Annotated in this window: 23 protein-coding genes and 1 riboswitch; of the genes, 14 read left to right on the top strand and 9 right to left on the bottom strand. The window is 69.6% G+C overall.

Going from position 1 to position 23075, the window contains the following annotated elements; genetic code table 11:
• Positions 1-224 precede the first annotated feature (224 nt).
• Positions 225-641 (top strand): hypothetical protein, encoded by a 417-nt coding sequence (locus ACIBQX_RS20590; protein ID WP_397006681.1) that lies wholly within the window; start codon positions 225-227, stop codon positions 639-641.
• Between the two features lie 152 nt (positions 642-793).
• Positions 794-1819 carry a TauD/TfdA family dioxygenase gene (locus ACIBQX_RS20585; RefSeq protein WP_397006679.1) on the top strand — a complete coding sequence of 342 codons (1026 nt, stop codon included), beginning with the start codon at positions 794-796 and terminating at the stop codon, positions 1817-1819.
• Here the strand turns inward: ACIBQX_RS20585 and ACIBQX_RS20580 are convergent.
• Positions 1812-4358 (bottom strand): ATP-binding protein, encoded by a 2547-nt coding sequence (locus tag ACIBQX_RS20580; RefSeq protein ID WP_397006677.1) that lies wholly within the window; start codon positions 4356-4358, stop codon positions 1812-1814. The genes ACIBQX_RS20585 and ACIBQX_RS20580 overlap by 8 nt on opposite strands.
• 414 nt (positions 4359-4772) lie before the next feature.
• On the opposite strand from ACIBQX_RS20580, the gene ACIBQX_RS20575 reads away from it, so the two are divergent.
• Positions 4773-5975 carry a sensor histidine kinase gene (locus tag ACIBQX_RS20575; RefSeq protein ID WP_397006675.1) on the top strand — a complete coding sequence of 401 codons (1203 nt, stop codon included), beginning with the start codon at positions 4773-4775 and terminating at the stop codon, positions 5973-5975.
• On the top strand, positions 5966-6607 hold the full coding sequence (locus ACIBQX_RS20570) for a response regulator (protein WP_397006673.1): 642 nt from the start codon (positions 5966-5968) through the stop codon (positions 6605-6607). The genes ACIBQX_RS20575 and ACIBQX_RS20570 overlap by 10 nt, the downstream gene beginning before the upstream one ends.
• Before the next feature lie 4 nt (positions 6608-6611).
• Here the strand turns inward: ACIBQX_RS20570 and ACIBQX_RS20565 are convergent, their stop codons facing one another.
• On the bottom strand, positions 6612-7283 hold the full coding sequence (locus ACIBQX_RS20565; RefSeq protein WP_397006671.1) for a hypothetical protein: 672 nt from the start codon (positions 7281-7283) through the stop codon (positions 6612-6614).
• Between the two features lie 60 nt (positions 7284-7343).
• On the opposite strand from ACIBQX_RS20565, the gene ACIBQX_RS20560 reads away from it, so the two are divergent.
• On the top strand, positions 7344-7520 hold the full coding sequence (locus tag ACIBQX_RS20560; protein WP_397006670.1) for an ATP-binding protein: 177 nt from the start codon (positions 7344-7346) through the stop codon (positions 7518-7520).
• Here ACIBQX_RS20560 and ACIBQX_RS20555 read toward each other — a convergent pair.
• The 4 genes from ACIBQX_RS20555 to soxR all read right to left on the bottom strand — a co-directional run bounded on the left by ACIBQX_RS20555 (position 7505) and on the right by soxR (position 13012).
• Positions 7505-9892 (bottom strand): ATP-binding cassette domain-containing protein, encoded by a 2388-nt coding sequence (locus tag ACIBQX_RS20555; RefSeq protein WP_397006820.1) that lies wholly within the window; start codon positions 9890-9892, stop codon positions 7505-7507. The genes ACIBQX_RS20560 and ACIBQX_RS20555 overlap by 16 nt on opposite strands.
• Positions 9893-10066: 174 nt before the next feature.
• Positions 10067-10606, bottom strand: coding sequence for a GNAT family N-acetyltransferase (locus ACIBQX_RS20550; protein ID WP_397006668.1), 540 nt, complete (start codon positions 10604-10606; stop codon positions 10067-10069).
• A 168-nt stretch (positions 10607-10774) separates the two neighbouring features.
• On the bottom strand, positions 10775-12358 hold the full coding sequence (gene thiC / locus ACIBQX_RS20545; RefSeq protein ID WP_397006818.1) for a phosphomethylpyrimidine synthase ThiC: 1584 nt from the start codon (positions 12356-12358) through the stop codon (positions 10775-10777).
• A 42-nt stretch (positions 12359-12400) separates the two neighbouring features.
• A riboswitch (TPP riboswitch) is annotated at positions 12401-12516 on the bottom strand.
• A gap of 40 nt (positions 12517-12556) precedes the next feature.
• Positions 12557-13012: a redox-sensitive transcriptional activator SoxR gene (gene soxR, locus ACIBQX_RS20540; protein WP_397006666.1), complete on the bottom strand. Its 456-nt coding sequence runs from the start codon at positions 13010-13012 to the stop codon at positions 12557-12559.
• Positions 13013-13088: 76 nt separating this feature from the next.
• Here soxR and ACIBQX_RS20535 point away from each other — a divergent pair, with 76 nt between their 5' ends.
• The 8 genes from ACIBQX_RS20535 to ACIBQX_RS20500 all read left to right on the top strand — a co-directional run bounded on the left by ACIBQX_RS20535 (position 13089) and on the right by ACIBQX_RS20500 (position 20803).
• Positions 13089-13673 (top strand): NADPH-dependent FMN reductase, encoded by a 585-nt coding sequence (locus ACIBQX_RS20535; RefSeq protein ID WP_397006664.1) that lies wholly within the window; start codon positions 13089-13091, stop codon positions 13671-13673.
• Between the two features lie 17 nt (positions 13674-13690).
• Positions 13691-14746 carry a nitroreductase family deazaflavin-dependent oxidoreductase gene (locus ACIBQX_RS20530; RefSeq protein WP_397006662.1) on the top strand — a complete coding sequence of 352 codons (1056 nt, stop codon included), beginning with the start codon at positions 13691-13693 and terminating at the stop codon, positions 14744-14746.
• 46 nt (positions 14747-14792) lie between these two features.
• Entirely contained in the window at positions 14793-15305 is a 513-nt protein-coding gene (locus ACIBQX_RS20525) for a hypothetical protein (RefSeq protein WP_397006660.1), read from the top strand.
• A gap of 92 nt (positions 15306-15397) precedes the next feature.
• On the top strand, positions 15398-17419 hold the full coding sequence (locus ACIBQX_RS20520; RefSeq protein WP_397006658.1) for a CehA/McbA family metallohydrolase: 2022 nt from the start codon (positions 15398-15400) through the stop codon (positions 17417-17419).
• A gap of 85 nt (positions 17420-17504) precedes the next feature.
• Positions 17505-18485 (top strand): AraC family transcriptional regulator, encoded by a 981-nt coding sequence (locus tag ACIBQX_RS20515; protein WP_397006656.1) that lies wholly within the window; start codon positions 17505-17507, stop codon positions 18483-18485.
• 111 nt (positions 18486-18596) lie between these two features.
• The gene (locus ACIBQX_RS20510; RefSeq protein ID WP_397006654.1) at positions 18597-19823 is read left to right on the top strand and encodes a styrene monooxygenase/indole monooxygenase family protein; all 1227 of its coding nucleotides are present in this window, start codon (positions 18597-18599) and stop codon (positions 19821-19823) included.
• On the top strand, positions 19820-20314 hold the full coding sequence (locus ACIBQX_RS20505; RefSeq protein ID WP_397006652.1) for a flavin reductase family protein: 495 nt from the start codon (positions 19820-19822) through the stop codon (positions 20312-20314). Before ACIBQX_RS20510 ends, ACIBQX_RS20505 begins: the two co-directional genes overlap by 4 nt.
• Positions 20315-20335: 21 nt before the next feature.
• A complete protein-coding gene (locus tag ACIBQX_RS20500) occupies positions 20336-20803 on the top strand; it encodes a hypothetical protein (RefSeq protein WP_397006650.1) in 468 nt (155 codons plus the stop codon).
• On the opposite strand, the gene ACIBQX_RS20495 is transcribed toward ACIBQX_RS20500, so the two are convergent.
• On the bottom strand, positions 20804-21016 hold the full coding sequence (locus ACIBQX_RS20495) for a hypothetical protein (protein ID WP_397006648.1): 213 nt from the start codon (positions 21014-21016) through the stop codon (positions 20804-20806). It abuts the gene before it with no gap.
• Positions 21017-21173: 157 nt separating this feature from the next.
• Entirely contained in the window at positions 21174-21419 is a 246-nt protein-coding gene (locus tag ACIBQX_RS20490) for a hypothetical protein (RefSeq protein WP_397006646.1), read from the bottom strand.
• Positions 21420-21641: 222 nt separating this feature from the next.
• On the opposite strand from ACIBQX_RS20490, the gene ACIBQX_RS20485 reads away from it, so the two are divergent.
• Positions 21642-21830, top strand: a complete 189-nt coding sequence (locus ACIBQX_RS20485) for a hypothetical protein (protein ID WP_397006644.1) — start codon at positions 21642-21644, stop codon at positions 21828-21830.
• A gap of 2 nt (positions 21831-21832) precedes the next feature.
• Here ACIBQX_RS20485 and ACIBQX_RS20480 read toward each other — a convergent pair whose 3' ends face one another.
• Positions 21833-23044, bottom strand: coding sequence for a saccharopine dehydrogenase family protein (locus ACIBQX_RS20480; protein ID WP_397006642.1), 1212 nt, complete (start codon positions 23042-23044; stop codon positions 21833-21835).
• Between the last annotated feature and the right edge of the window lie 31 nt (positions 23045-23075).

Raw genomic sequence — 23075 nt, 5'->3', positions numbered from 1 at the left:
GGCCGATCGGTCCTGGGTGAGCCGGTTTCGGCCTGACGGTCGATCTCGTCCAGGAGGTCGCGGAAGTAGACGGCGCGATGGCGAGCCGGCGGATTCTTCGTGCGTCATTGCGCGCTTACAGCTCGTGATCTTGTCTAGCGATCCATGATGGTTGTCAGGGCACGACGTGCGGTGGTTCGGGCAAGTGTTCATCGCCCCGGTCACATCGCGGAGGGGAGTGCGGCGTGGATCCATTAGTGCTGGCGGCGGCCACGGCTTTGGTGACCGCGATGGCCACCGACGGGTGGCAGCAGGCACGTTCCGGAGCGGTCGCGTTGTGGCGGCGGGTGCATCCGGAGCGGGTGACCGCGATCGAGGCCGAACTCGGCGAGGTCCGTACTGAGTTACTGGCGGCCCGGGAGGCGAGCGATGCCCCAGCGGAAGAGGGGCTGGTCGCTGACTGGCAGCGTAAGTTGCGGCGGCTGCTGGCCGAGGACCCGCAGTTGGCCGGGGAATTGCGGCGAGTGCTGGATGAGCAGTGGACTCCGCTGTTGGGCGCCGCTGAGCGGACGACGGTGGACGTGATCGTCCAATCCGCGAGCGCCACCGGCCATGGGCAGGTCTATCAGGCCGGCCGCGACCAGAACATCTACAAGCGGTGAAGACGGCAGGCGGAAGCCAAAGATCGGCGTGAGAGGGTCACCGCAATGCAGGTGACTCCGCCATCCATTGTTACTTCACGGCTAGTGGCATGAGCCTGCGTGGACGCGCATACTATGGGAAATCCAAGGCCAAGTAGCCGCGCGGAGTAGCTATGAGTCTTGTCCATGTTCAGCTTGAAACCAGCGACTCCGATATGCTACGTGATGCCGCAATTCGATTGGCTGGAAGCGTAAACCGCTTGGAAGATATCTCGGCCTTGGACCAGACCGCCGGCCTGATATCCGAGCTCCCGGATAAAATTCGTGATCTCACGAGTCATCTGCGATCGACGGGAGGGCAAGCCGCGGCGGTGCTTTTATCTGGTATCGACATCGGGACGCTCGCTGAACTGCCGACACCGAGCGCTTTCGGACAGTACGACCTGGAGCGGGCGGTCCGCCTAACAGACAGCACGATGTTTATGCTCGGTGCCACGATCGGTATACCGTACTGCTTCGCGTCCCAGCAGCGGGGCCGGATCGTTCTTGACGTCTTTCCGCTGATCGGACGCGAGAACCGGCAGTTGGGATGCAGTTCTACGACAGCGTTGGAGTGGCATAACGAGGACGCCTTCCACCCGCTGCGTGCAGACTATAGTCTGCTCTGTTGTATTAGAAATGAGCGACAGGTCGCCACTCGGTACGTAATCGCCCGGGAGCTTGTGCTCGATCCGGCTGTGGAGGCGCAACTTCGCATACCGGAATTCGCCATTGTGCCGGACGAGTCGCACACCTACGTTTACAACCTGGCCACATCCGGCGTCGCTAAATCAGGGGTCGCCGCTTTCGCGCGGGTCAAGGCAATGGCGGATGACCTGCCGAGAGCCGCCGTGCTGTCCGGTGCCGTGGATGATCCATGGATCAATGTCGACTTCGCTTACATGCCCGCCGAAATTCATAGCGAAGACGCCAATGCCGCGCTGGCGGAGCTGAGAGTCGCGATCGAGCGCGCCAGCAGGCGAATCGAGCTCTCTGCCGGCGATGTTCTCGTCATCGACAACAAACGCGCTGTGCACGGGCGGGACAGCTTTGTTCCCCAGTATGACGGCAGCGATCGCTGGCTGCGTCGACTCAACGTGTTACAGGAGCTTCCGCCCAGGGAGTCTCATTTCATCCCCGGAACCCTGCAGATCACCTGATCTCTCTCGCCTGCGGTGAGCCGATGCGTCGGTAAATCGCCTTAGCCTGACGAAGGACCTCATCGTCGGACGTCGCGGTGGCAAGTCCTTCAAGAGCGCGCGCTTCCTCCAGTGGGCTGCGTGCCTCGCGGGCCAGGTCCAGCGCGACCGAATACCGTGCCTGTGCGGCAGCGGGCCCTTCCGTCTCAAGGAGCAGGGCCGCGAGCGTATTGGTGGCCTCCGCCTCGCCCAGGCGATGGCCCAGGTCTTGGTAGAGGGCCAGTGCCTCGGTGGTCGCGGTTCGGGCGCTCGAGTGGTTTCCTGCCAGCCGTAGGACGTCCCCCAGCGCATTGAGAGCGCTCGCCTGGCCGAGTCGATCCTCCAGCGCGCTACAAATGGAGTGAGCCCGGCGCAGTGCATCCTCGGCGTCGCCGTAGTGCCCCATCTGGCCAGCCAGCCGACCGAGTCGATTGAGTGCGTCCGCTTCGCCGAGCTGGCTGCCCAACTCGCGATAGATATCGAGAGCGCGCGATGACGCCTCCGCGGCGTCCCCGTAGTCGCCCGTGAGCCGACGCACGTTGCCGAGCTCGTTGAGCGCGAATGCCTCGGCGAAGTTGTCCCTGAGCTCGCGCGCGATCTCCAATGATTGGGCCAGCACGGTTACGGCGCCTGGATAGTCCCCGATCAACGGCCGGATCGTGCCGAGCTCGTTCAGGGCGTACGCTTCCGCCAACCTATCGCCCAGCTCGCGGGAAAGATCCAGCGCTTGGCTGAGCGCGCGGTTGGCCTGGGCATAGTCCCCGACCATGGGATGAACGGTTCCGAGCTCCGTGAGCACGTATGCCTGGCCTGACCGGTCGTCCAGTGCGCGATAAATCTCGAGAGCCTGTGATTGCGCGTCGATGGCGGCCTCGAAATTCCCCGTCAGCCGCTGAAAGGTGCCCATCTGGGCGAGTGCGTGGGCGCGCCCGGGAGGATCGTCGATCTCCTGGTAGAGCTCAAGCGATCGGGTCAAGGCCGCACGCGCGTCCGGATAGTCGCCCCGGAGGAAGGCGATGATGCCGACATTCACCAGTGCCTCAGCCTGACCGGCCCGGTCGGCGGTTCGCTCAGCGGCCTCCACGGCTTTCCGGTGAAGCCGGACGGCTTCTTCCCAAGGCCCGGCGTGCCGCATGAACCCTGCCATGGCGCTGGCAAGGTTGACCACGAGTGGATAGCGGTGTTCGGCATCGGCGAGGTCGACGCAGGCCAGAAGTGATGCACGTTCGGCGCGAAACCACTGAACCGCCGCATCCTGGGTGGCCAGTTCCGGAACGGTGAGCTGGGAGGTGATCTCCGCAGCAGGTGTGGCCCCGGTGTGCGCGATGCGGCTTCCGGCCGTCTGTGCCACGACGAGGTAATAGTCGAACAAGCGTTGCAGAGCCGCCATCCGCTCCACATGATCGAGTTGATTGGAGACTTTTCCCGCATATTCCCGGATGAGGTCATGCATCAGATAGCGCCCACGGACGGGTTCGTCCAATACATGAACGTCGTAAAGGCCTGATAGGCAGCTTTCAACGGCTGGTAGATCCAGGTTGCTCAGCGCGGCAGCTGCGTGAGCGTCGAACTCGGTGCCCGGGTGCATGCCCAAGTAGCGGAACACCAGCTTCTGGCCGGCATGCAAATCGTTGTATGACATCTCCAACGCTGCTTCGACCGTTATGCCTTCAGCTTGCAATTCGCCCAGGCGGTCTTGGGTGACGCGCAAGTCGGAGGCCAGGTCCGCGACGGTCCAGGCCGGCCGGTGCCGGAGCCTGCCGGCCAACAGGGAGATGGCCAGTGGCAGGTAGCCACACAACTGGACCAACTGCGCGACTGGTTCGGCGTCCTCACGATCCAGTTGGCGGCCGGAGAGACGGGCGAAGAGCTCGGCCGCCTTCGCTGGTTTCAAGACGTCCAACGGTATCGAGATGGCCGCGTCGAGAGCCGCCATACGCCGTCGGCTGGTGATGATGACCAGGCAGCCGGAGGCGCTCGGAATCAGATGCTTGACGTGGTCGTAACCGACCGCGTCGTCGAGGATGACCAAGGTTTGACGCCCAGCGAGCCGACTGCGCCACAATGCCGACCGGGCGTCGATCCCGGTGGGAATGTCCTGAGGAAGGACGCCATCGGCGGTCAACAACGATCCGAGTGCGTCCTCGGTCTCCACGGGCTTTTTTCCCGGAGTGTGGGCATGGAGGCGAAGGAAGTACTGTCCATCCCGAAAACGGCTTTGTAGGATATGTCCGACATGTACGGCTAGTGCCGTTTTGCCAATACCGGCCATGCCGTCGATCGCATGAATGGCTATGATGTGGCTTGAGGCGATCGCTGCCATGACGTTGTGGACCAGAGCGTCGATTTCGTCCTCGCGGCCGGTAAACGCCACCGTGTCGCGCGGAAGTGTGTGCATGGCCGTTGCCGTCGCCCTGACAGGAGTGTCGTAAATGTTGATGTCCCCATATGCTTGATACACGCGCCCGGCACCATCAGCTGTACCGCGAATCTCCACAGCTCGGCCGATGGACTCCGCCATAGGAGATCAACGTGGGACCGACGAATGGGTGACAGCCGACCTGGAGCGCGTACCCCGTCGCTGGGCTTCTGACCCACGACAGCATAGTGGCAGCAGGCATAAATTTGTCTCATGCAACCAGCTGGTCATCGCCAACACTCCCTATGACGACTCCGCTCTCACTTACGATTACTGTCTAGAGGTGCGCACCGACCGTCAATATCCACGAGGTGTGGGAAGACATTCATGTCGTTGGACGTCGGCATGCTCAGCGCGCCAGGCGGGATCGGTCACCGCTGCAGCGATGGCGCGCAACTTGGGCCTCGGAGTGTGCAGTGAGAGCGCTCCAACCCGTAAATGATCGCCAAGCAGCCGGTGGCACAGGCTATCCCTAGCACTACTGCCCGCGCTGAGCTGGTCGGATACTTTCGGGGGGTGGTCTCCCTCACCGCGCTGCACGCCATGTCCACCCGGCCGCTGCGCTATCTCACCTCCGCCTGGCCGTGGCGCGCTCTGGCCTACCTGCTGGTCAGCGTCGGCATGGTGCCGGTGGTGGCCGGGCTGGTCCAGCTGGCGTACACAGCGGGTCTGCCGGTGGCGGTGCTGGCCGGGACGGTGCTGACGGTGGCCGTCGCGCCGTGGCTGGCCCGGTTCGAGAGGTGGCGGCTGCGGCTGGTCGACCGCATGCCCGTCCGCGATCCCCATGGGCCCCCTGGCCCCGGGCCGCTGGGCCGGATGCGCACCCGGCTGCGGGAGCCGGCGAGCTGGCGTGAGCTGGGCTTCGCGGCGGTCGCCGTGCTCGCGCTGTGGTGGATCGACCTGGGGCTCGTCGCTCTCGGCCTGTGGCTGCCGCTCGCGCTGATGAGCGCGCCGCTGCAGCCGACCACCGAGCTGCTGACCAGCCTGCCCCTCACGGCGGCGGGTCTGGTGATGCTGCCGCTGGCCGCCTACCCGGTCACCGCGTGGGCGGCGGTGCGCGCGACGCTCGTCCGCACCGTGCTGGCCGGGGACGAGGCGGAGCTCGTCCGTTCCCGGGCCCGGCTCGTGGACGCCTTCGAGAACGAGCGCCGGCGGATCGAGCGCGACCTGCACGACGGCGCCCAGCAGCGGCTCGTCGCGCTCACCATGAAGCTCGGCCTGGCCCGGCTCGACCTGCCGCCGGGCTCCCCTGCCGAGGTGCAGGTGCGGGAGGCGTACGACGAGGCGCAGCGGGCGCTGGCCGAGCTGCGCGAGCTCATCCGTGGCGTGCATCCGCAGGTGCTCACCGACCGGGGCCTGCCGGCCGCCGTGCTCGACGTGGCGGGCCGCTCCCAGGTGCCGGTGGACGTCGATCTCGTCCTGCAGGAGGGACGGCGGCTGCCGCCCGCCGTCGAGGTGACCGCCTACTACGTCGTCTCCGAGGCGCTCACCAACGTGGCCAAGCACAGCGGCGCGTCCCGCTGCCGGGTCCGGGGGCGGCTGGTGAAGGGGGTGCTCGACCTGGAAGTACGTGACGACGGGGTGGGCGGCGCGGACCAGAGCGGGGGGAGCGGGCTGGAAGGGCTGGCCGACCGGCTCGCCGTCGTCGACGGTGCCATGTCCCTGTCCAGCCCAGTGGGCGGGCCGACGGTGCTCAGGGCGGAGATCCCGTGCGCGTAGTCATCGCCGAGGACGTCGTTCTGCTCCGCGAGGGCCTGGTGAGCCTGCTCGAACGCTTCGGCCACGAGGTCGTCGCGGCCGTCGGCGACCCCGTCGCGCTCCTGGCCGCCGTCGACGAGCACGAGCCCGACATCCTCCTCACCGACGTCAGGATGCCGCCCGGCTTCACCGACGAGGGGCTGCGCGCCGCACTGGAGCTACGCGCCCGCCGACCGTCGCTCGCCGTGCTCGTGCTCAGCCAGTACGTCGAGCAGACGTACGCCGCGGAGCTGCTCGACTCCGGCACCGGCGCCGGGATCGGCTACCTCCTCAAGGACAGGATCGGCGCCGTGCAGGAGTTCGTCGACGCGCTGGAGCGGGTCGCGGGCGGCCACGCCGTGGTCGATCCGGAGGTCGTCCGGCAACTCCTGCAGCGCCGCCGTGACCCGCTGACCCGCCTGACGCCGCGCGAGCTCGAAGTGCTCGGCCTGGTGGCGGAGGGCCGCTCCAACTCCGCCGTGGCCCGCGCCCTGGTGGTCACCGAAGCGGCCGTCGCCAAGCACATCGCCAACATCCTGAGCAAACTCGACCTGCCCCCCGCCCCGGACGACCACCGCCGCGTCCTGGCCGTCCTCGCCTACCTGCGGGGGTGACCGGCTATCCGACGAGAACGGATCGTGCCAACGTGTTCAGGCGGAGGCCGTCATCGGTGGGGACGGCCTCGACGATCTCGGCCGCCCCCATCTCGGCGAGACCGATGGGGACGTCGGCACGCTCGTCGCACCAGGCCACGATCGCTGCCGGGTCGGTCACCGGCGTCGCGAAGTGCACCAGGCTCACGTACCAGCGGTCCCGCACCCAGGACTCGAACTCCGCCACGCCGCGCGTACGCAGCGACTGCGCGAACCGCCGCTGCAAGGTCGTCAGCGTGTCATCGACCGGGTGACCGAAGGCGAGCACCCCGCCCGCATGCGGGCTGACCCCGCGCAACTCGATCCGAACCGGCGGCAACCCGGCGGCAGCCTCGGCCAAGGAGGCCGCGTAGGCCAGACGGCGCGGATCATCACCCGGGATCACCCGCCGGTAGCGTTCCAGCGACCGCAGCGTGAAGTGCAGCGTCTCACGCCCATGCACCCAGTGCCCGGCCCCGGCAGCCCCGCTCACGGACTTGGCCAGATCGATCAACTCCGCAAGGACGGGACCACCGGGCCGCAGGACCGCCGCGGCCCCCCACCGCATCCCGTCCTCGACCAGCGGCCGTTCGTAGGTGGCCGCGCCCGCGAGGAGCGCGGCCCGCCCCCTGGTGAAGAAATCCGCGTAGTCACTCATCGCAGAAGTATGCAACGGAGGACCGGACCGCCGGGTCCTGGTGTGGCAGGCTCACCGGTCGTGACCAGCTCCGACGAGAACCCGGAACGCCGCCTGATCCTCATCTCAGGGCAGGAGGGCGCGGGCAAGACCACGATCATCCGGGCCTTGCTGCCGCACACCCCGCGCGAAGCACAGGTCGTGGCAGCCGTCATGCGCGGGATTCCCGAGATCTACGGAGGTCAGGGGGCGACGTAGGCGGCGAGGTGTTCGCCGGTGATGGTGGAGCGGGCGGCGATGAGGTCGGCGGGGGTGCCCTCGAAGACGATGCGGCCGCCGTCGTGGCCGGCGCCGGGGCCGAGGTCGATGATCCAGTCGGCGTGTGCCATGACCGCCTGGTGGTGCTCGATGACGATGACGGACTTGCCGGCGTCCACGAGCCGGTCGAGCAGGCCGAGCAGTTGCTCGACGTCGGCCAGGTGGAGGCCGGTGGTCGGCTCGTCGAGGACGTAGACGCCGCCCTTGTCGGCCATGCGGGTGGCCAGCTTGAGCCGCTGCCGCTCGCCGCCGGACAGCGTGGTGAGCGGCTGGCCGAGGCTGAGGTAACCGAGCCCGACGTCGGCGAGCCGGTCGAGGATGGCGTGTGCGGCCGGTGTGCGGGCCTCGCCCGTGCCGAAGAACTCCTTGGCCTCGATCACCGGCATCGCGAGCACCTCGCTGATGTCGCGGCCGCCGAGGTGGTGGTCCAGCACCGACGCCAGGAACCGCTTCCCCTCGCACTCCTCGCAGGTGGTGGCGACGCCGGCCATCATGGCCAGGTCGGTGTAGATGACGCCGGCGCCGTTGCAGTTGGGGCAGGCGCCCTCGGAGTTGGCGCTGAACAGCGCGGGCTTCACGCCGTTGGCCTTCGCGAACGCCTTGCGGATCGGGTCGAGCAGTCCGGTGTACGTCGCCGGGTTGCTCCGCCTGGAGCCGCGGATCGCGCCCTGGTCGATCGAGACCACATCGGCGCCGGCCGGGATCGACCCGTGCACGAGCGAGCTCTTGCCGGAGCCCGCGACGCCGGTGATCACGCAGAGCACGCCGAGCGGGATGTCGACGTCGACGTTCCGCAGGTTGTTGGCGGTCGCGCCGCGGATCTCCAGCGCGCCCTTGGGCGTCCGCAGCGTCTCCTTGAGGGTGGCCCGGTCGTCGAGGTGGCGGCCAGTGAGGGTGTCGCTGGCCCGCAGCCCCTCGACGGTGCCCTCGAAGCAGACGGTGCCGCCCGCCGTGCCGGCGCCGGGGCCCAGGTCCACGACGTGGTCGGCGATCGCGATCATCTCCGGCTTGTGCTCGACGACGAGCACCGTGTTGCCCTTGTCCCGCAGCCGCCGCAGCAGGTCGTTCATCCGCTGGATGTCATGGGGGTGCAGGCCGATGCTGGGCTCGTCGAAGACGTAGGTGGTGTCGGTGAGCGAGGAGCCGAGGTGGCGGATCATCTTGACGCGCTGCGCCTCGCCGCCCGACAGGCTGCCCGACGGCCGGTCCAGCGAGATGTAGCCCAGCCCGATCTCCACGAACGAGTCGAGGGTCCGCAGCAGCGTGGCGAGCAGCGGCGCGACCGACGGCTCGGTCAGGCCACGGACCCATTCGGCCAGGTCGCTGATCTGCATCGCGCAGGCGTCGGCGATGCTGATCCCGCCGATCCGCGACGACCGGGCCGCCTCGCTGAGCCGGGTGCCGTCGCACTCGGGGCAGGTGGTGAAGGTGACCGCCCGGTCCACGAACGCCCGGATGTGCGGCTGCATCGCCTCCCGGTCCTTGGCCAGGAACGACTTCTGGATCTTCGGGATCAGCCCCTCGTAGGTGAGGTTGACGCCGTCGATCTTCACCTTGACGGCCTCCTTGTACAGGAAGTCGTTCATCTCCCTCTTGGTGAACTCGCGGATAGGCTTGTTCGGGTCGACGAAGCCCGACTCGGCGTAGACGCGTACCGTCCAGAAGCTGTCCGACTTCCAGCCGGGGATGGTGAACGCGCCCTCGGCGATCGACTTGGAGTCGTCGTACAGCTGGGTGAGGTCGAGGTCGGTGACCTTGCCCCGGCCTTCGCAGCGCAGGCACATGCCGCCGGTGATGCTGAACTCGCGACGCTCCTTCATGGTCTGCCCGCCACGGCTCAGGGTGACCGCGCCCGCTCCGCTGATCGAGGCGACGTTGAAGGAGAACGCCTGGGGTGAGCCGATGTGCGGCTGCCCGAGCCGGCTGAACAGGATGCGCAGCATCGCGTTGGCGTCGGTGGCGGTGCCGACCGTGGAGCGGGGGTCGGCCCCCAGGCGCTGCTGGTCGACGATGATCGCGGTCGTCAGCCCGTCGAGCACGTCGACCTCGGGCCGGGCCAGCGTCGGCATGAAGCCCTGTACGAAGGTGCTGTAGGTCTCGTTGATCAGCCGCTGCGACTCGGCGGCGATCGTGCCGAACACCAGCGAGCTCTTGCCCGAGCCGGACACTCCGGTGAACACCGTCAGCCGGCGCTTCGGGATCTCGACACTGATGTCCTTGAGGTTGTTCACGCGCGCGCCGTGGACGCGGATCAGGTCGTGGGCGTCCGCGATGTGCGGCGCGGGCGACTGCGTGTCCGTCCTCTTGGGCATGCTCATGGTGTCTCCATCCGTTACGCGGGGGCTGTTCACGGTCTACGTCGGCGCCGCCGGGCTCGATCGGACCAGCTTCGAGCGTATGTCGGGTTTCCTCCGTTTTCGCGCGCCGAGCCGAGCTGTCAGGCTAGTCGCGGTCCGGTGACCGGCGCTTCTCCGTTCCTGACCGGTTCAGTACGTGGGCCGGCTCGAATGGGCAGGCCAGGGGCCGGGAGAGACCATGGTGTTGGTGAGGGCCCAGCGTTCGTGGTCGCGCCAGGCGCCGGCGATGAACAGCACGTCGGGCGAGGTGCCCTCGTACCGGAAGCCGAGGCGCTGGACCAGCTTGAGTGAGGGGTGGTTGTCCGGCTGGATCTGGGCTTCCAGGCGGTGCAGCCGCAGGCGCTCGAAGGCGTACCCGATCACCAGGCCGAGGCCCTCGGTCATGTAGCCGCGTCCGGCGCTGGGGGCGAAGGCCGCGTAACCGAGCGAAGCGTTCTGGAAGCGGCCGCGGATGATGCTGTTGAGGTTGACCGTGCCCGCGATGGCGCCGGTATCGCGCAGGCAGATCAGCAGGCCCTGGGTGGTCACATGGTCGAACCGGGTGAGGAACGCCTTGAACTCCTCCGGGGTGGAGGGGTACGACATCCGCGGAGCATGCAGGTCCGCGGATGCGGCGGTGAGATCCAGGAACTCGTCCTGATCGCGGGCCGTGATGGCGCGCAAGGTCACGCGCGACGCCTCTGCCGTCCCGGCTGCGAGGAATGCCGCTACTTCTGCCTGTGTCTGCGTGTGAGCCGCGTCTCCCGTGCTGTCATCCATGCGCCGAAGCTAGCCCACGCCATGAGCGACCGGGCGACGCGACCTCACCCCTGCCGGGCCGACGCCGACCCGGCTCCGTCAGTCGGCGATCGGCAGGTAGACCCTGTTGCCCGACTCCGCGAACTCGCGGGACTTGGCGAGCATCCCTTCCCGCACCTCCTCCTCGGTGAGCGAGTCAGGCCCGTCAGGGCCGAACTTCTCCATCACCTCTTTGCTGATCTTCATCGAGCAGAACTTCGGCCCGCACATCGAGCAGAAGTGGGCCGTCTTGGCCGGGGCGGCGGGCAGGGTCTCGTCGTGGAAGGACCGGGCCGTGTCCGGGTCGAGCGACAGGTCGAACTGGTCCTCCCAGCGGAACTCGAACCGGGCGTCCGACAGCGCGTCGTCCCAGGCCTGGGCCTGCGGATGCCCCTTGGCCAGGTCCGCCGCGTGCGCTGCGATCTTGTACGTGATCACGCCCGTCTTGACGTCGTCCCTGTTGGGCAGGCCGAGGTGCTCCTTGGGGGTGACGTAGCAGAGCATCGCGGTGCCGAACCAGCCGATCATCGCCGCCCCGATGCCCGAGGTGATGTGGTCGTAGCCGGGAGCGATGTCGGTGACCAGGGGGCCGAGCGTGTAGAAGGGCGCGTCGTCGCAGAGCTCGCGCTGCAGGTCGACGTTCTCCTTGATCTTGTGCATGGGCACGTGGCCGGGGCCCTCGATCATCACCTGGACGCCGTGGTCGCGGGCGATGGAGGTGAGCTCGCCGAGCGTGCGGAGCTCCGCGAACTGGGCCTCGTCGTTGGCGTCGGCGATGGAGCCGGGCCGCAGCCCGTCGCCGAGGGAGAACGCCACGTCGTAGGCGGCCAGGAGCTCGCACATGTCGGCGAAGTGTTCGTACAGGAAGCTCTCGCGGTGGTGCGCCAGGCACCAGGCGGCCATGATCGAGCCGCCGCGCGAGACGATGCCGGTCTTGCGGCGGGCCGTCAGCGGCACGTACGCCAGCCGGACGCCGGCGTGCACGGTCATGTAGTCGACGCCCTGCTCGCACTGCTCGATCAGGGTGTCGCGGTAGACCTCCCACGACAGGTCGGCGGCGACCCCGTTGACCTTCTCCAGGGCCTGGTAGATGGGCACGGTGCCGACGGGGACGGGGGAGTTGCGGATGATCCACTCGCGGGTGGCGTGGATGTCCTTGCCGGTGGACAGGTCCATGATGGTGTCGGCTCCCCAGCGGGTGGCCCAGGTCATCTTCTCCACCTCCTCCTCGATGGAGGAGGAGACGGCCGAGTTGCCGATGTTGGCGTTGATCTTCACCAGGAAGTTGCGGCCGATGATCATGGGCTCGGTCTCGGGGTGGTTGACGTTCGCCGGGATGATGGCCCGGCCGGCGGCCACCTCGTCCCGGACGAACTCCGGCGCGACCCCTTCCCTGACCGCGACGAACTCCATCTCGCGGGTGATCAGGCCCGCGCGGGCGTAGGCGAGCTGGGTGACCGGCGCCCCGGTCGCCCGCAGCGTCCCCGACGCCTGCGGGGCGACGTCGCCCCGGTCGAGGATCCACTCCCGGCGCAGCGGCGGCAGGCCCTGGGTGAGGTCGGTGGTCACGGACTGGTCGGTGTACGGCCCGGAGGTGTCGTACAGGCGCACCCGTTCGCCGTTGGACAGCAGGATCTCGCGCATGGGGACTCGGAGATCACCGATGTGGACCTTGGAAAAGCGCGCGTCGCTCACCACGCAACTCCCTTCGCCGGCATTACCCGGAGCAGGTTCTGGCGGTCGGCGGCTGATGAGTAGCCGTCCTCTCAGCCCGGTCGAACCGGGCTCCCGCGTTGGACTGCCTCAAGCTAACCCGGCATCCGGCGACGCGCAAGATCCGTGTCAGAAGTCGAACAGGCGGCGCGGCCCCGGGCCGTCCTGGCCGAGCCGGTCGGCCGGGTTGGTCAGGGCGCAGACCTCGAAGGACAGGCAGCCGCAGCCGATGCAGTCGGTGAACCGGTCCCGCATCCGCTCCAGCCGCTCGATCCGGGCGTCGATCTCCGCGCTCCAGCATGCGGACGCCTTGACCCAGAACTCGCGGGTCGGCGCCACACCGTCGGGCAGCAGGGCGAGCACGTCGCCGATCACCGTGAGCGGGATGCCCAGGTGGTGCGAGGCGCGGATGAAGGCGAGCTGGCGCAGCGTCTGGCGGGGGTAGCGGCGCTGGTTGCCCGTCGTGCGGCGGCTGGCGATGAGGCCCTGCCGCTCGTAGAAGCGCAGCGCCGAGGCGGGAACGCCGCTGCGCTCCGACAGCTCGCCGATCGTCAGCTCCGTGGTCTCCGGAGGGATCGATGCCATGCCGGGCAGCCTAGCCCTTGACTTAAACCTTTGTTCAAGTTCGACGCTTGGGGGGTCGACCTTGAAAGGACCGCGTATGTCTGACAGACCGCTCCACCTCGCGTTGATCGTGGGGAGCACGCGTGCGGGCCGGTTCGGCCCCACGGTCGCCGCCTGGTTCGCCGAGCAGGCCGCCGCGCGTCAGGACGTCGTCGTCGATCTCATCGACCTGGCGCAGGCACGGCTGCCCGCGCACCTGACCGGCGAACCCGGCGCGGAGGACGCGCGGGCGCTCGCGGCCGTGAGCGAACGGCTGACCCGGGCCGACGGGTTCGTCGTGGTGACGCCCGAGTACAACCACAGCTATCCCGCGTCCCTCAAATCCGCCATCGACTGGCATTTCACCGAATGGCAGGCCAAGCCCGTCGGATTCATCTCGTACGGCGGCGTATCCGGCGGGCTGCGGGCTGTCGAGCACCTCCGGCAGGTGTTCGCCGAGCTGCACGCGGTCACCATCCGCGACACCGTCAGCTTCCACGGAGCCGCCTACCAGTTCACCCCGGACGGGCGGCCCAAGGACCCGGCGTCCTGCGAGGCAGCCGCGACCCGCCTGCTCGACCAGTTCGTCTGGTGGGCCCGCGCACTGCGCTCGGCCCGCTCCCATCACCCCTACGCCGCCTGACCAGGAGGACACCGTTCATGAGCAGCATGTGGCCACAGATCGCCCGACCCGATGCCGGCACCGTCCTGGTGACCGAATCCTCCTCGGCCGCCGCCTGGGAGGGGGCGCCGTGGCCGGCGGGGCTCCTGTCGGTCACCGAGTTCGCCGCCACGGACGGCGGCGCCGTACTGACCTACACGCAGTGGGTGAGCGGCGCGGCCGATCGCGCGTTCGTGACCGGGCTGACGGGAGCCGAGCCCGTCGAGTACGAGCTGTACCGCAGCGGAGAGCGGGAGGACCGGCCGACGCCGGGGTGCCTGGTCGCCGTGCGCGTCGAGTTCGACGGGCCCGACCGGGAGCGGCAGCGGCAGTGGATCGACACCGTGTTCCAGGCGCTGGCGAGCGAGGCCGAGCCGCATCCCGGCGGGATTTCGGGCCACTTCCACGTGAGCGCCGACGGCACGCGCGTGCTCAACTACGCCGAGTGGACCGACGAGCGGGCACACCGGGACGCCATCGCGAGCTCCGGCCAGGGCGCGGTGGGCGGTTCGGCCGACTGGCGACGGGTCCAGCGGTTCCCCGGAGTGAAGAACAGCCAGGTCAGGCGCTACCACCTGCTGCGCAGCCTCCCCGCGCCCGCCAAGGACGCGCCCGCCGCTAGCGGGCCGGCTGAGGAAGTGCTGGACAGCCCGACGGGGTGGGTGGCCGAGCACATCCGCACGTACGTGGACAGCGACGGACGAGACGGTCACCTCTACCAGGGCTTGCCGACCCTGCTGCTCACCACCCGGGGCCGTAAGTCCGGCAGGCTCCGCCGTACCGCGCTGATCTACGGGCGGGACGGCGACCGCCACCTGCTGGTGGCCTCGAACGGCGGCTCGCCCCAGCACCCCGCCTGGTACCTCAACCTGTCCGCGAACCCCGGCGTCACCGTCCAGGTCGGCGGCGACATCTTCGACGCGCGGGCGCGGGTGGCCACCCCGCAGGAGAAGCGACGGCTCTGGCGGGTGATGGCGGAGGTCTTCCCGCTCTACGACACCTACCAGGAGGGGACGGAGCGCGACCTTCCCCTGGTCATCCTGGAGAGGGCGTAACGTCACGGTGGCGTCCCGGGTCGTCCGGTCGACTAGGCTCCGCCTCGTGAAGCGCCAAATCGTCGCCGGACTGATCATCGTGGGGCTCGTCGGTACGAGTGGCCTGGCCGTGGTCGCCTCGGCGGCCGGCTCGTTCTTCGATGCCGACACCGGCTGCGCCGGGGCCGAGAAGCGACTCCTCCCGGTGTTGAGCTCGCTCGCCATCCTCGATCAGGCGCCCGGGGACGCCGTGGCGCTGGGTGGCAGGTCGTCCGGCTGTGAGCCCGACTACCAGCAGGTGTACGTCGGCCAGAACTACCGCTTCACCGTTCCCAGAGCCGACGTGCTCGCCTTCTACGACCAGCAGGCCACGCAGTCCGGCTGGCGCCGCGTCGCCGCCAACCCGTCGGTGACGAACGACCGGAGCCTCTGCTACACCGGCTCGGTCGGCGGTGCGACGGCCTACGCGTACGTCTGGTTCCCCGGCGACTCCGGCCTGGCCGCCTCCAACGAGTACAACGTCACCGTCTCCGCCCTCGACGGCGAACTCCCGCCCGCCGGCGACGCCGCGATGTGCTGACGGCCTCCGGCTGATCTGGTTGTCCGAACGGTCCTGACGCGGGGCCGGATTCGTGTCACGATGGCGGCGCGTGCGACTCCAGGGAGTGTTCGATGTGTGACGATTCGCTGCTTCCCGACAGCGTGGCCCGGGCCCTCGCCGACTACCGGGGCCTGCGCGACCGGCACGGGGTGAGCTGGGGCGAGGAGCCGATCGGGTACGTGGTCCAGGCCCGGGCCACCGTCTATCTCGACCGGCGTTACGACTCTTGGGGATCGAGCCTGCGCCAGCTCGCCGAGCGTTTCCCCGGCCTGTCGGAGGAGGAGCTGGAGGATCGGTTCGGCGAGGTGGACGTCGACCGGGTGGTGCGTGACGCGCTGGCCGGCGACGTGCTCGCCAACCTGGCCGTGCTCCGGCTGACCCCCGCCGGGGCCGCGCTTGAGGCCCGCACGCAGGTGGTCCTCGGCGACGCGCCCTTCCGTACGGCGCTGCTGCTGGATTCCAGCCGGGCCGAGGCGGCCACGGTGGTCGTGGACGGGGTCGCGCACGACGTGGCGGCGGGCGGGGCCAGGGTGGTGGAGGTGGCCCGGGAGCTGATCGCCGACGGCCGGCCGGTGGACCTGGCGCCGCTGTCCAGGCGGGCGGCCACGGCCACGATCCGGCTGTCGGCCGGGTTCCCCTGCCGGTGGAGCGTGACGGGCGCGGGCGGGCAGGGGTGGTATCCCGAGGGCGTCCCGGCCAAGGTGGACGGCCTGCTGCGACCGTACTTCCACGGCGACGACGTGGTGCTCGCGGTGCCCGCCGAGGAGATCACGGTGGAGGTGACCCGTGGCATGGAGTACGCCACCGCCGAGGTGACGCTCACCCCGGCGGCGGGGCGGGAGACGCTGGTCGAGCTGACGCCCGAGCGACTGTACGACGCCGCCGCGCATGGCTGGTTCGGCGGCGACATGCACGTACATCTCAACTGGATGGGTGAGGAGCCGGCGGCGCCCGCGCTCGCCGCGGCGGCGCAGCACGGCGAGGACCTGCACGTCCTCAACCTCGTGGCGGGCAATGTGGCGGGCGAGCGGGTCTACGACGTGGAGGCGCTGGCCCACTGGGTGGGCGTGGACCTGCCGTGGTCCGACGAGCGGCACCTGGCCAGGCTGGGCGTCGAATACCGCAGCGACCTCGTCGGGCACATCAGCGCCTTCGGGCTGCACGGCCTGCCGAAGCGCTTCCACACGGGCTTCGCCGGCACGGTCGACTGGCCGCCCAACGCGACCGCCTGTGAGGAGTTGCGGGAGCTCGGCGGGCTGCTCGGGTACGGGCATCCGTTCCACACGCCGTTCTCCGACACCGATCCGCCCGACGTGGTGATCAGCCGGGGGCGTAACTGCTCGGCGCGGGAGATCGTCGCCGACGCGGCGCTCGGCCTGATCGACACCCTCGACGTGCTCAACCACTCCTCGATCGCCGCGACGGCGTCGGTCTACCGCCGCCTGATCGGTGCGGGCAACCGGGTGACGGTCACGGCGGGCACCGACGCGGTGCTCTCCTGGTGCCGCCGCGGCACCTCCTCCGGCCCTCCCGGCTGGGAGCGGGTGTACGCGCATGTGGAAGGCCCGCTCACGGCCGAGTCCTTCATGGAGGCGATCCTGCTCGGCCGCACCTTCGCCACCACGGGGCCGTGGCTGGAGCTCACGGTCAACGGCCATGAGCCGGGCGACACGCTGGACCTGGCGCCGGGTGAGCGGGTGGAGGTGGTCGTGGAGTCGGTCGGGCCGGAGGTGGAGACGCTGGAGCTGCGCACCGCCGACGGCGTCATCGCGCAGGGGCCGCCCGGCCGGCTGGCCACGACGCTGGTGGCGGGCGAGCCGACGTACGTGGTGGCCGTCGCGACCGGCGGCGCCCATCCACGCGCCCACCACCGCGGCGGCGCGTACGCGCACACGAGCCCCGTCTACCTGGACGTGGCGGGCGGGCACGTGGCCAGGGAAGCGGACGTGCGCTGGTGCCTGGCCTGGCTGGACCGGCTGGAGGCGGTGGTGCGCGAGTTCGGCCGCTTCGACGCCAAGGAGCAGTACGACGACCATCTGCAGCTGTACGAACGCGCCAGGGACGTCTATCGCGGCCGGCTGGCACGATCCTGATTCTGTGCATTTCTACGTGGAACGTTGGCTCCCCGGGTGACGATGATCAGATGTCACCCGGACAGGAGAGAAGGCAGGGGCCGCGATGGCGCAAACGGTTCGGCTGGACAACTCACCACTGTTCGCCAGCTCGGACCTGGACGAGGTCCGCGAGGAGGTGGGGCGGGTCTTCTGCGCGCACCGGCTGGACCTGACCGGCGATCCCGACTTACTGGCCGCGCGGTTCAACTCCGCGCAACCGGGCTCCGTACGGGTGAGCTACCTCGACTACGGAGCCGACGTCCGCATCGAGCCGGGCGAGCTGGAGTCGTTCTACCTGGTGCAGATACCCCTGACCGGGCGCAGCCTGATCCGCTGCGGGAGCCAGGAGATCGTCTCCACCTCCTCGCTCGCCTCGCTGCCGTCGCCCACCGAATACCTCGACATGCGCTGGGGCGCGCAGTGCCCCCAGGTGATCGTCAAGTTCGACCGGGACACCGTCGAGAGCACGCTGGAGCAGATGCTCGGCGAGCGGCTCGCCCGGCCCCTGGTCTTCGATCTGGGCCTGGACCTGACCAGCGGCTGGGCGCGGAGCTGGCGGGCGATGGCCGACCTGGTCGTGACCGCGGCCGAGGACGGCGCCGGGCTTGCCGCCCAGCCGCTGGCCCTCGCCCACCTGGAGAACGCCCTGCTGTCCAGTCTGCTCACCATGCAGCCGTCCAACTACCGGTCGAAGCTGACCGCGCCCCGCCGGCCGGCCGTGCCGAAGGTGGTGCGGCGGGCCATGGAGTTCATCGCGGAGCACGCGCACCTGCCGATCACCACCGACGACGTGGCGCGGGCCGTCGCGGTCAGCACCCGCTCGCTGCAGGAGGGCTTCCGGGCGCACCTGGGCCAGACGCCGATGGCGCACCTGCGTGACGTACGGCTGGCCCGCGTGCGCGAGGACCTGCTCGCCGCCGACCCGGCCCGCGTCACGGTCACCGCCGTCGCCGCACGCTGGGGATTCCCGCACCAGGGCCGCTTCGCCGCCGCCTACAGGGACCGGTACGGCCAGCCCCCGTCGGCGACGCTGCGCCTCGCCTGAGGTAAGTCCGCGCCCAGCGGACGGAACCCGCGCTCAGCGGATGGATGACCTGCGGCAGCGAAACGTACCTTTTGCTCATCCACTCCTCCAGCACGCGAAGGACCACCCACCATGCGCGAGATCCTCATCGTCGGCGCCGGGCAGGCCGGGCTGCACCTGGCGCTCGGCCTGCTGCACCACGGTTACGGCGTCACCGTCATCTCCAACCGAACCCCCGAGGCGATCCGGGACGGCCGGGTCACCTCCAGCCAGGCCATGTTCGGCACCGCGCTCGGCCACGAGCGCGACCTGGGCATCGATCTGTGGCCCGACTGCCCGCCGATCGACGGGATCCAGCTCTCCGTCCCGGGCCCCGACGGGACCAAGGCGATCGGCTGGACGGGCCGGCTGGACGAGCCCGCCCGCTCGGTCGACCAGCGGGTGAAGATGCCCGCCTGGCTCGCCGAGGTCGAGAGACTGGGCGGCAAGGTCGTCTACCACGACGCGACGGCCGCGGACCTGGAGACGTACGCCGCCGACTACGACCTGGTCCTGGTGGCCGCCGGCAAGGGGCAGATCGCCTCCCTGTTCGAGCGGGACGCCGGCCGGTCGCCGTACGACGTCCCGCAGCGCGCCCTGGCCCTCACCTACGTCAACGGTCTCACGCCCCGGCCGGAGCACTCCGCCGTCTGCTTCAACCTGATCCCGGGCGTCGGCGAGTACTTCGTCTTCCCCGCGCTCACCCTCACCGGGCCGTGCGAGATCATGGTGTTCGAGGGTGTCCCCGGCGGGCCGATGGACTGCTGGGGTGACATCCGCACCCCCGCCGAGCATCTGGCCAGGAGCCGCTCCATCCTGGAGACGTACCTGCCGTGGGAGGCCGCACGCTGCGCGGACATCGAGCTCACCGACGAGCGCGGCACCCTCGCCGGCCGGTTCGCGCCCACGGTCCGCCGGCCCGTCGCCGTCCTGCCGACGGGCGCGCCGGTGCTCGGCGTCGCCGACGTGGTGGTGCTCAACGACCCCATCACCGGCCAGGGCGCGGGCAACGCCGCCAAGTGCGCCGCCTCCTACCTGGCCGACGTCGTCGAGCGCGGCGACCTGCCGTTCGACCAGGCGTGGATGGAGGCCACCTTCGAGCGCTACTGGGCCGACGCCCGGCACGCCACCGAGTGGACCAACGCCCTGCTCTCCCCGCCGCCGCCGCACGTCCTGGAGATCCTCGGCGCCGCGGGCTCCCTGCCCGAGGTGGCCGCCCGCTTCGCCAACGGCTTCGACGACCCCAGGGACTTCGCCGAGTGGTTCATGGACCCGGCCAAGGCCGCCGCCTACCTCGCGCAGGCCGGGAGCCGGTCATGAGAACGCTGCGCGACGCCCTCGGCCGCTTCGCCACCGGGGTGGCGGTGGTCACCACCACCTCCCCGGACGGCCGGCGGACCGGAGTCACGGTGAACTCCTTCACCTCCGTCTCCCTCGATCCCGCCCTGGTGCTGTGGTGCCTGTCGGAGCGGGCGCCGAGCGTCCCGGCGTTCCTGCGGGCCGGGCGGTTCGCCGTCAACGTGCTGGCCAGCGGGCAGGACGACCTGTCACAGCGGTTCGCCAGGCCGGCGCCGGACAAGTTCGCCGGGGTGGAGACCCGCCTCACGCCCAGCGGCCTGCCGGCGCTGGCCGGCGCACTGGCCTTCTTCGCCTGCCGTACCGTGACGACGTACGAGGCCGGCGACCACCGCCTGTTCATCGGCGAGGTCGAGCACTTCCAGTGGCAGGAGGGCGAGCCGCTGGTCTTCCACGGGGGCCGCTACCGGGAGTTGTGCGCCATGGACCGGGTCATGGACCGGATCGGAGCCTGACCTGGTGGGTAGTGGGCTGCGGTGGACGAACCCGTGGCCAGTGCGCTGCACCAGATGACGGGGCCCTTCTACCTGCTGGACAAGGAGGTCGCGGAGGGCCGTCACGGCGAGGTGTCGTCCTCCTGGGGGCAGGAGGTGAGCCCTCCGGGGCAGGAGTGGCTGGCGGTGGGCGCCAACAGCCTGCTGTTCCAGGTGTGGCCCAAGAAGACCAGTTACGTGCGGCTCGACCTGTGGGGCGGGCCGCCGGTCGCGGCCGACCCGTGGGAGCTGAGCTGGGACGGGCGGCTCTTCCTGCCGTCGGGGCTGGTGGTCCTCGTCGAGTTCGAGAACGGGGAGCCGGACGACTACGCCCCCTTCGACCTGCGGGCCCGCGACGCCCACTGGCGGACGCGGGTGCACGCCAAGTTCGGAAAGTATGATCATGGGCCCGACGTCCCCGCCGAGACCTATGACGTGGATTTCTATCGGGTGTGGCTGTGGCCGGAGTGACTAGGCCAGGCAGAGCTCGGTGAGGGATGGGGCCTGGTCCCCGTCGAGGCTGTCGAGGCCGTCGCTGCTGTCGAGGCCGTCGAGCAGGATGGCGGCCAACTGGCGGCGCTGGGCGCTGGTCAGCGTCATGGGCAGCACGATCGGCATGAGCTCGATCGCGTCGCCGGGCAGCTGCCGGACATGGCAGGGCAGGAGGGAGAAGGTGTGAACCACTCCCTCACTATCGCAGGCGCCACCGACAAGATCAGGCGGTTTTTCTAGAAGGACGGCCAGGTGGCGCCCAGCGACGTGATGACCGCCGCGGCCGACGCCATGCCGGCCGAGCCGGCCAAGCTCACGGGCGCGCGCTGCGGCCGATGCGCCTGGCCGGTTAGCGGTCGTCCTCCTCGTCGTCGACCAGGTTGTCCAGGACACGGGTGACGGCGTCGCCCAAGGGGCGGAAGGCCTGGGTGAGCGCGTTGGCGAGCGGGCCGAAGATGTCGGTCACCTCGCGCAGCAGGTCGTTGTCGCGCTTGCTCTCCGGAGGCGCCCAGCGCATGGCGTCGGCGCTCAACGTCTCCCACTCCTCGACGACGCCGTCGATGGCGTCGAGCACGTGATCAGGATCCCTCGGCATGACCGTTCTCCCAGAGAGGAATCGGATATTTCCACGGTAACCCGACGGGACCCCATGACGCCTTCCTCAACAGGGATGGAAATCCCAACGCCCGCCGCGCCGTTCAGGCTCGTGACCACCTCGAAGCCGAGCACCCCGCGGCGGAACACGCTCACGTCCTGGCGGGAAACTGTCGGTGGCAGGCCGTAGCGTTGCGCGGGTAACCGAAGCGAGGAGACGGGGATGCGCGACACCGAAGAGGCGCTGTTCATGACGGTCCACGGCATCGCGGAGCGGCTGGCCGGCCAGCCGGTGCCCGTGGTCATGGACGCGTTGACGAGACAGCTCCCTCCGGCGCCCGGCATCGCGGTGGCCGAGCTCCGCCGGATCGCCGAGGAGATCAGCGTCGGGCGCGACCCATCGGGCCTGTGAGGTCAATGCTCCCGCAGCCCCCATGGCGAGCCGTAGTCCCGCAGCAGGTCGAGGAAGGGGCGCGGCGCGAAGGCCTCGGGCCCGAGCACGCCGCTGCCCTTCCACCGGCCGGTGGCCAGCAGTTCCAGCGCCACCACCGGGTTGACGGCGGTCTGCCAGACCACCGCCTGGGAGCCGTACTCCCGCATCGACCACTGGTTGTCGACCACGTGGTAGAGGTAGACCTCGCGGGGCTCGCCGTCCTTGGTGCCCTTCACCCAGGTGCCGGCGCAGGTCTTGCCGTGCATCCGGTCGCCGAGGCCGGCCGGGTCGGGCAGGAGCGCGGCGACCAGGTCACGGGGTGAGACCCGGGCCGGCCCGTCCTCGGTGCGCACGGTGACCGGCTCGGTGCGGTCCAGGCCGAGCTCGTGCAGGGTCCTGAGCTTGGCGATGAAGTCCTCGCCGAGCCCGTACTTGAAGGTGACCCGGCCGGCGTCGATCCAGCGGGGCACCAGCAGCACCTCCTCGTGCTCGACGTTCACGCACTCGACCGGGCCGATCCCCTCGGGGAAGTCGAAGATCTCGGGCTCGCTGAACGGCTCGGTGGTGAACCAGCCGCGCTCCTGCTCGTAGATCAGCGGCGGGTTGAGGCACTCCTCGATGGTGGTCCAGATGGAGAACGACGGCGCGAAGTCGTAGCCGTCGACGGTGAGGTCGCCGCCGTCGCGTACGCCGATCTCCTCGATCTCGTCGAAGAGCTCGTCGGCGGCGTAGCGGGCGAACACGTCCGACAGGCCGGGCTCCACGCCCATCCCCACCAGGGCCAGCCGCCCGGCGTCCGCCCACGCGCCGGACCTGGCGAACTGCTCGTCGCCCAGCTTGACCCCGGTCTGCTCGTACGGCCGATCGGGGTGCGGGCTCGACATGGACATCGCCATGTCGAGGTAGTCGGCCCCGGCCGTGAGCGCGGCCTCGAACAGCGGCATCACGAAGCGCGGGTCGGTGGCGTTCAGCAGCACGTCGCAGCGGTGCTCGGTCAGCAGGCCGATGACGGCGGCCCGGTCGGAGGCGTCGACCCGGGCCGCGGTGAAGCGGGGCCCGAGGGTGGCGACCGCGGCCTCGGCGCGGGAGGGATCGTAGTCGGCGACCACCATGTGGTCGAAGAACGGCCGCCGGGTGGCGATCCGGGTGACGGCGGTCCCCACACCACCGGCGCCCACGAGAAGAATGCGCATGATCGTGGACCATCTCCTGATTTCTGGGGGA

Origin of the sequence: Nonomuraea sp. NPDC049714 (assembly GCF_044465295.1) — a bacterium.
Lineage (GTDB): Bacteria > Actinomycetota > Actinomycetes > Streptosporangiales > Streptosporangiaceae > Nonomuraea.
Note: the sequence above shows the minus strand (reverse complement) of the source record. Positions and strands in the feature narration are given on the sequence as shown.

What these genes read in the sequence shown, in the direction of transcription:
- ACIBQX_RS20505 (WP_397006652.1), top strand. Translation starts at nt 19,820, where the DNA reads ATGAGAACGCTGCGCGACGCCCTCGGCCGCTTCGCCACCGGGGTGGCG.
- ACIBQX_RS20510 (WP_397006654.1), top strand. Translation starts at nt 18,597, where the DNA reads ATGCGCGAGATCCTCATCGTCGGCGCCGGGCAGGCCGGGCTGCACCTG.
- ACIBQX_RS20580 (WP_397006677.1), bottom strand. Translation starts at nt 4,358, where the DNA reads ATGGCGGAGTCCATCGGCCGAGCTGTGGAGATTCGCGGTACAGCTGAT.
- ACIBQX_RS20535 (WP_397006664.1), top strand. Translation starts at nt 13,089, where the DNA reads ATGTCTGACAGACCGCTCCACCTCGCGTTGATCGTGGGGAGCACGCGT.
- ACIBQX_RS20515 (WP_397006656.1), top strand. Translation starts at nt 17,505, where the DNA reads ATGGCGCAAACGGTTCGGCTGGACAACTCACCACTGTTCGCCAGCTCG.
- ACIBQX_RS20565 (WP_397006671.1), bottom strand. Translation starts at nt 7,283, where the DNA reads ATGAGTGACTACGCGGATTTCTTCACCAGGGGGCGGGCCGCGCTCCTC.
- soxR (WP_397006666.1), bottom strand. Translation starts at nt 13,012, where the DNA reads ATGGCATCGATCCCTCCGGAGACCACGGAGCTGACGATCGGCGAGCTG.
- ACIBQX_RS20520 (WP_397006658.1), top strand. Translation starts at nt 15,398, where the DNA reads ATGTGTGACGATTCGCTGCTTCCCGACAGCGTGGCCCGGGCCCTCGCC.
- ACIBQX_RS20485 (WP_397006644.1), top strand. Translation starts at nt 21,642, where the DNA reads ATGCGCGACACCGAAGAGGCGCTGTTCATGACGGTCCACGGCATCGCG.
- ACIBQX_RS20480 (WP_397006642.1), bottom strand. Translation starts at nt 23,044, where the DNA reads ATGCGCATTCTTCTCGTGGGCGCCGGTGGTGTGGGGACCGCCGTCACC.
- ACIBQX_RS20585 (WP_397006679.1), top strand. Translation starts at nt 794, where the DNA reads ATGAGTCTTGTCCATGTTCAGCTTGAAACCAGCGACTCCGATATGCTA.
- thiC (WP_397006818.1), bottom strand. Translation starts at nt 12,358, where the DNA reads ATGCGCGAGATCCTGCTGTCCAACGGCGAACGGGTGCGCCTGTACGAC.
- ACIBQX_RS20555 (WP_397006820.1), bottom strand. Translation starts at nt 9,892, where the DNA reads ATGCCCAAGAGGACGGACACGCAGTCGCCCGCGCCGCACATCGCGGAC.
- ACIBQX_RS20530 (WP_397006662.1), top strand. Translation starts at nt 13,691, where the DNA reads ATGAGCAGCATGTGGCCACAGATCGCCCGACCCGATGCCGGCACCGTC.
- ACIBQX_RS20490 (WP_397006646.1), bottom strand. Translation starts at nt 21,419, where the DNA reads ATGCCGAGGGATCCTGATCACGTGCTCGACGCCATCGACGGCGTCGTC.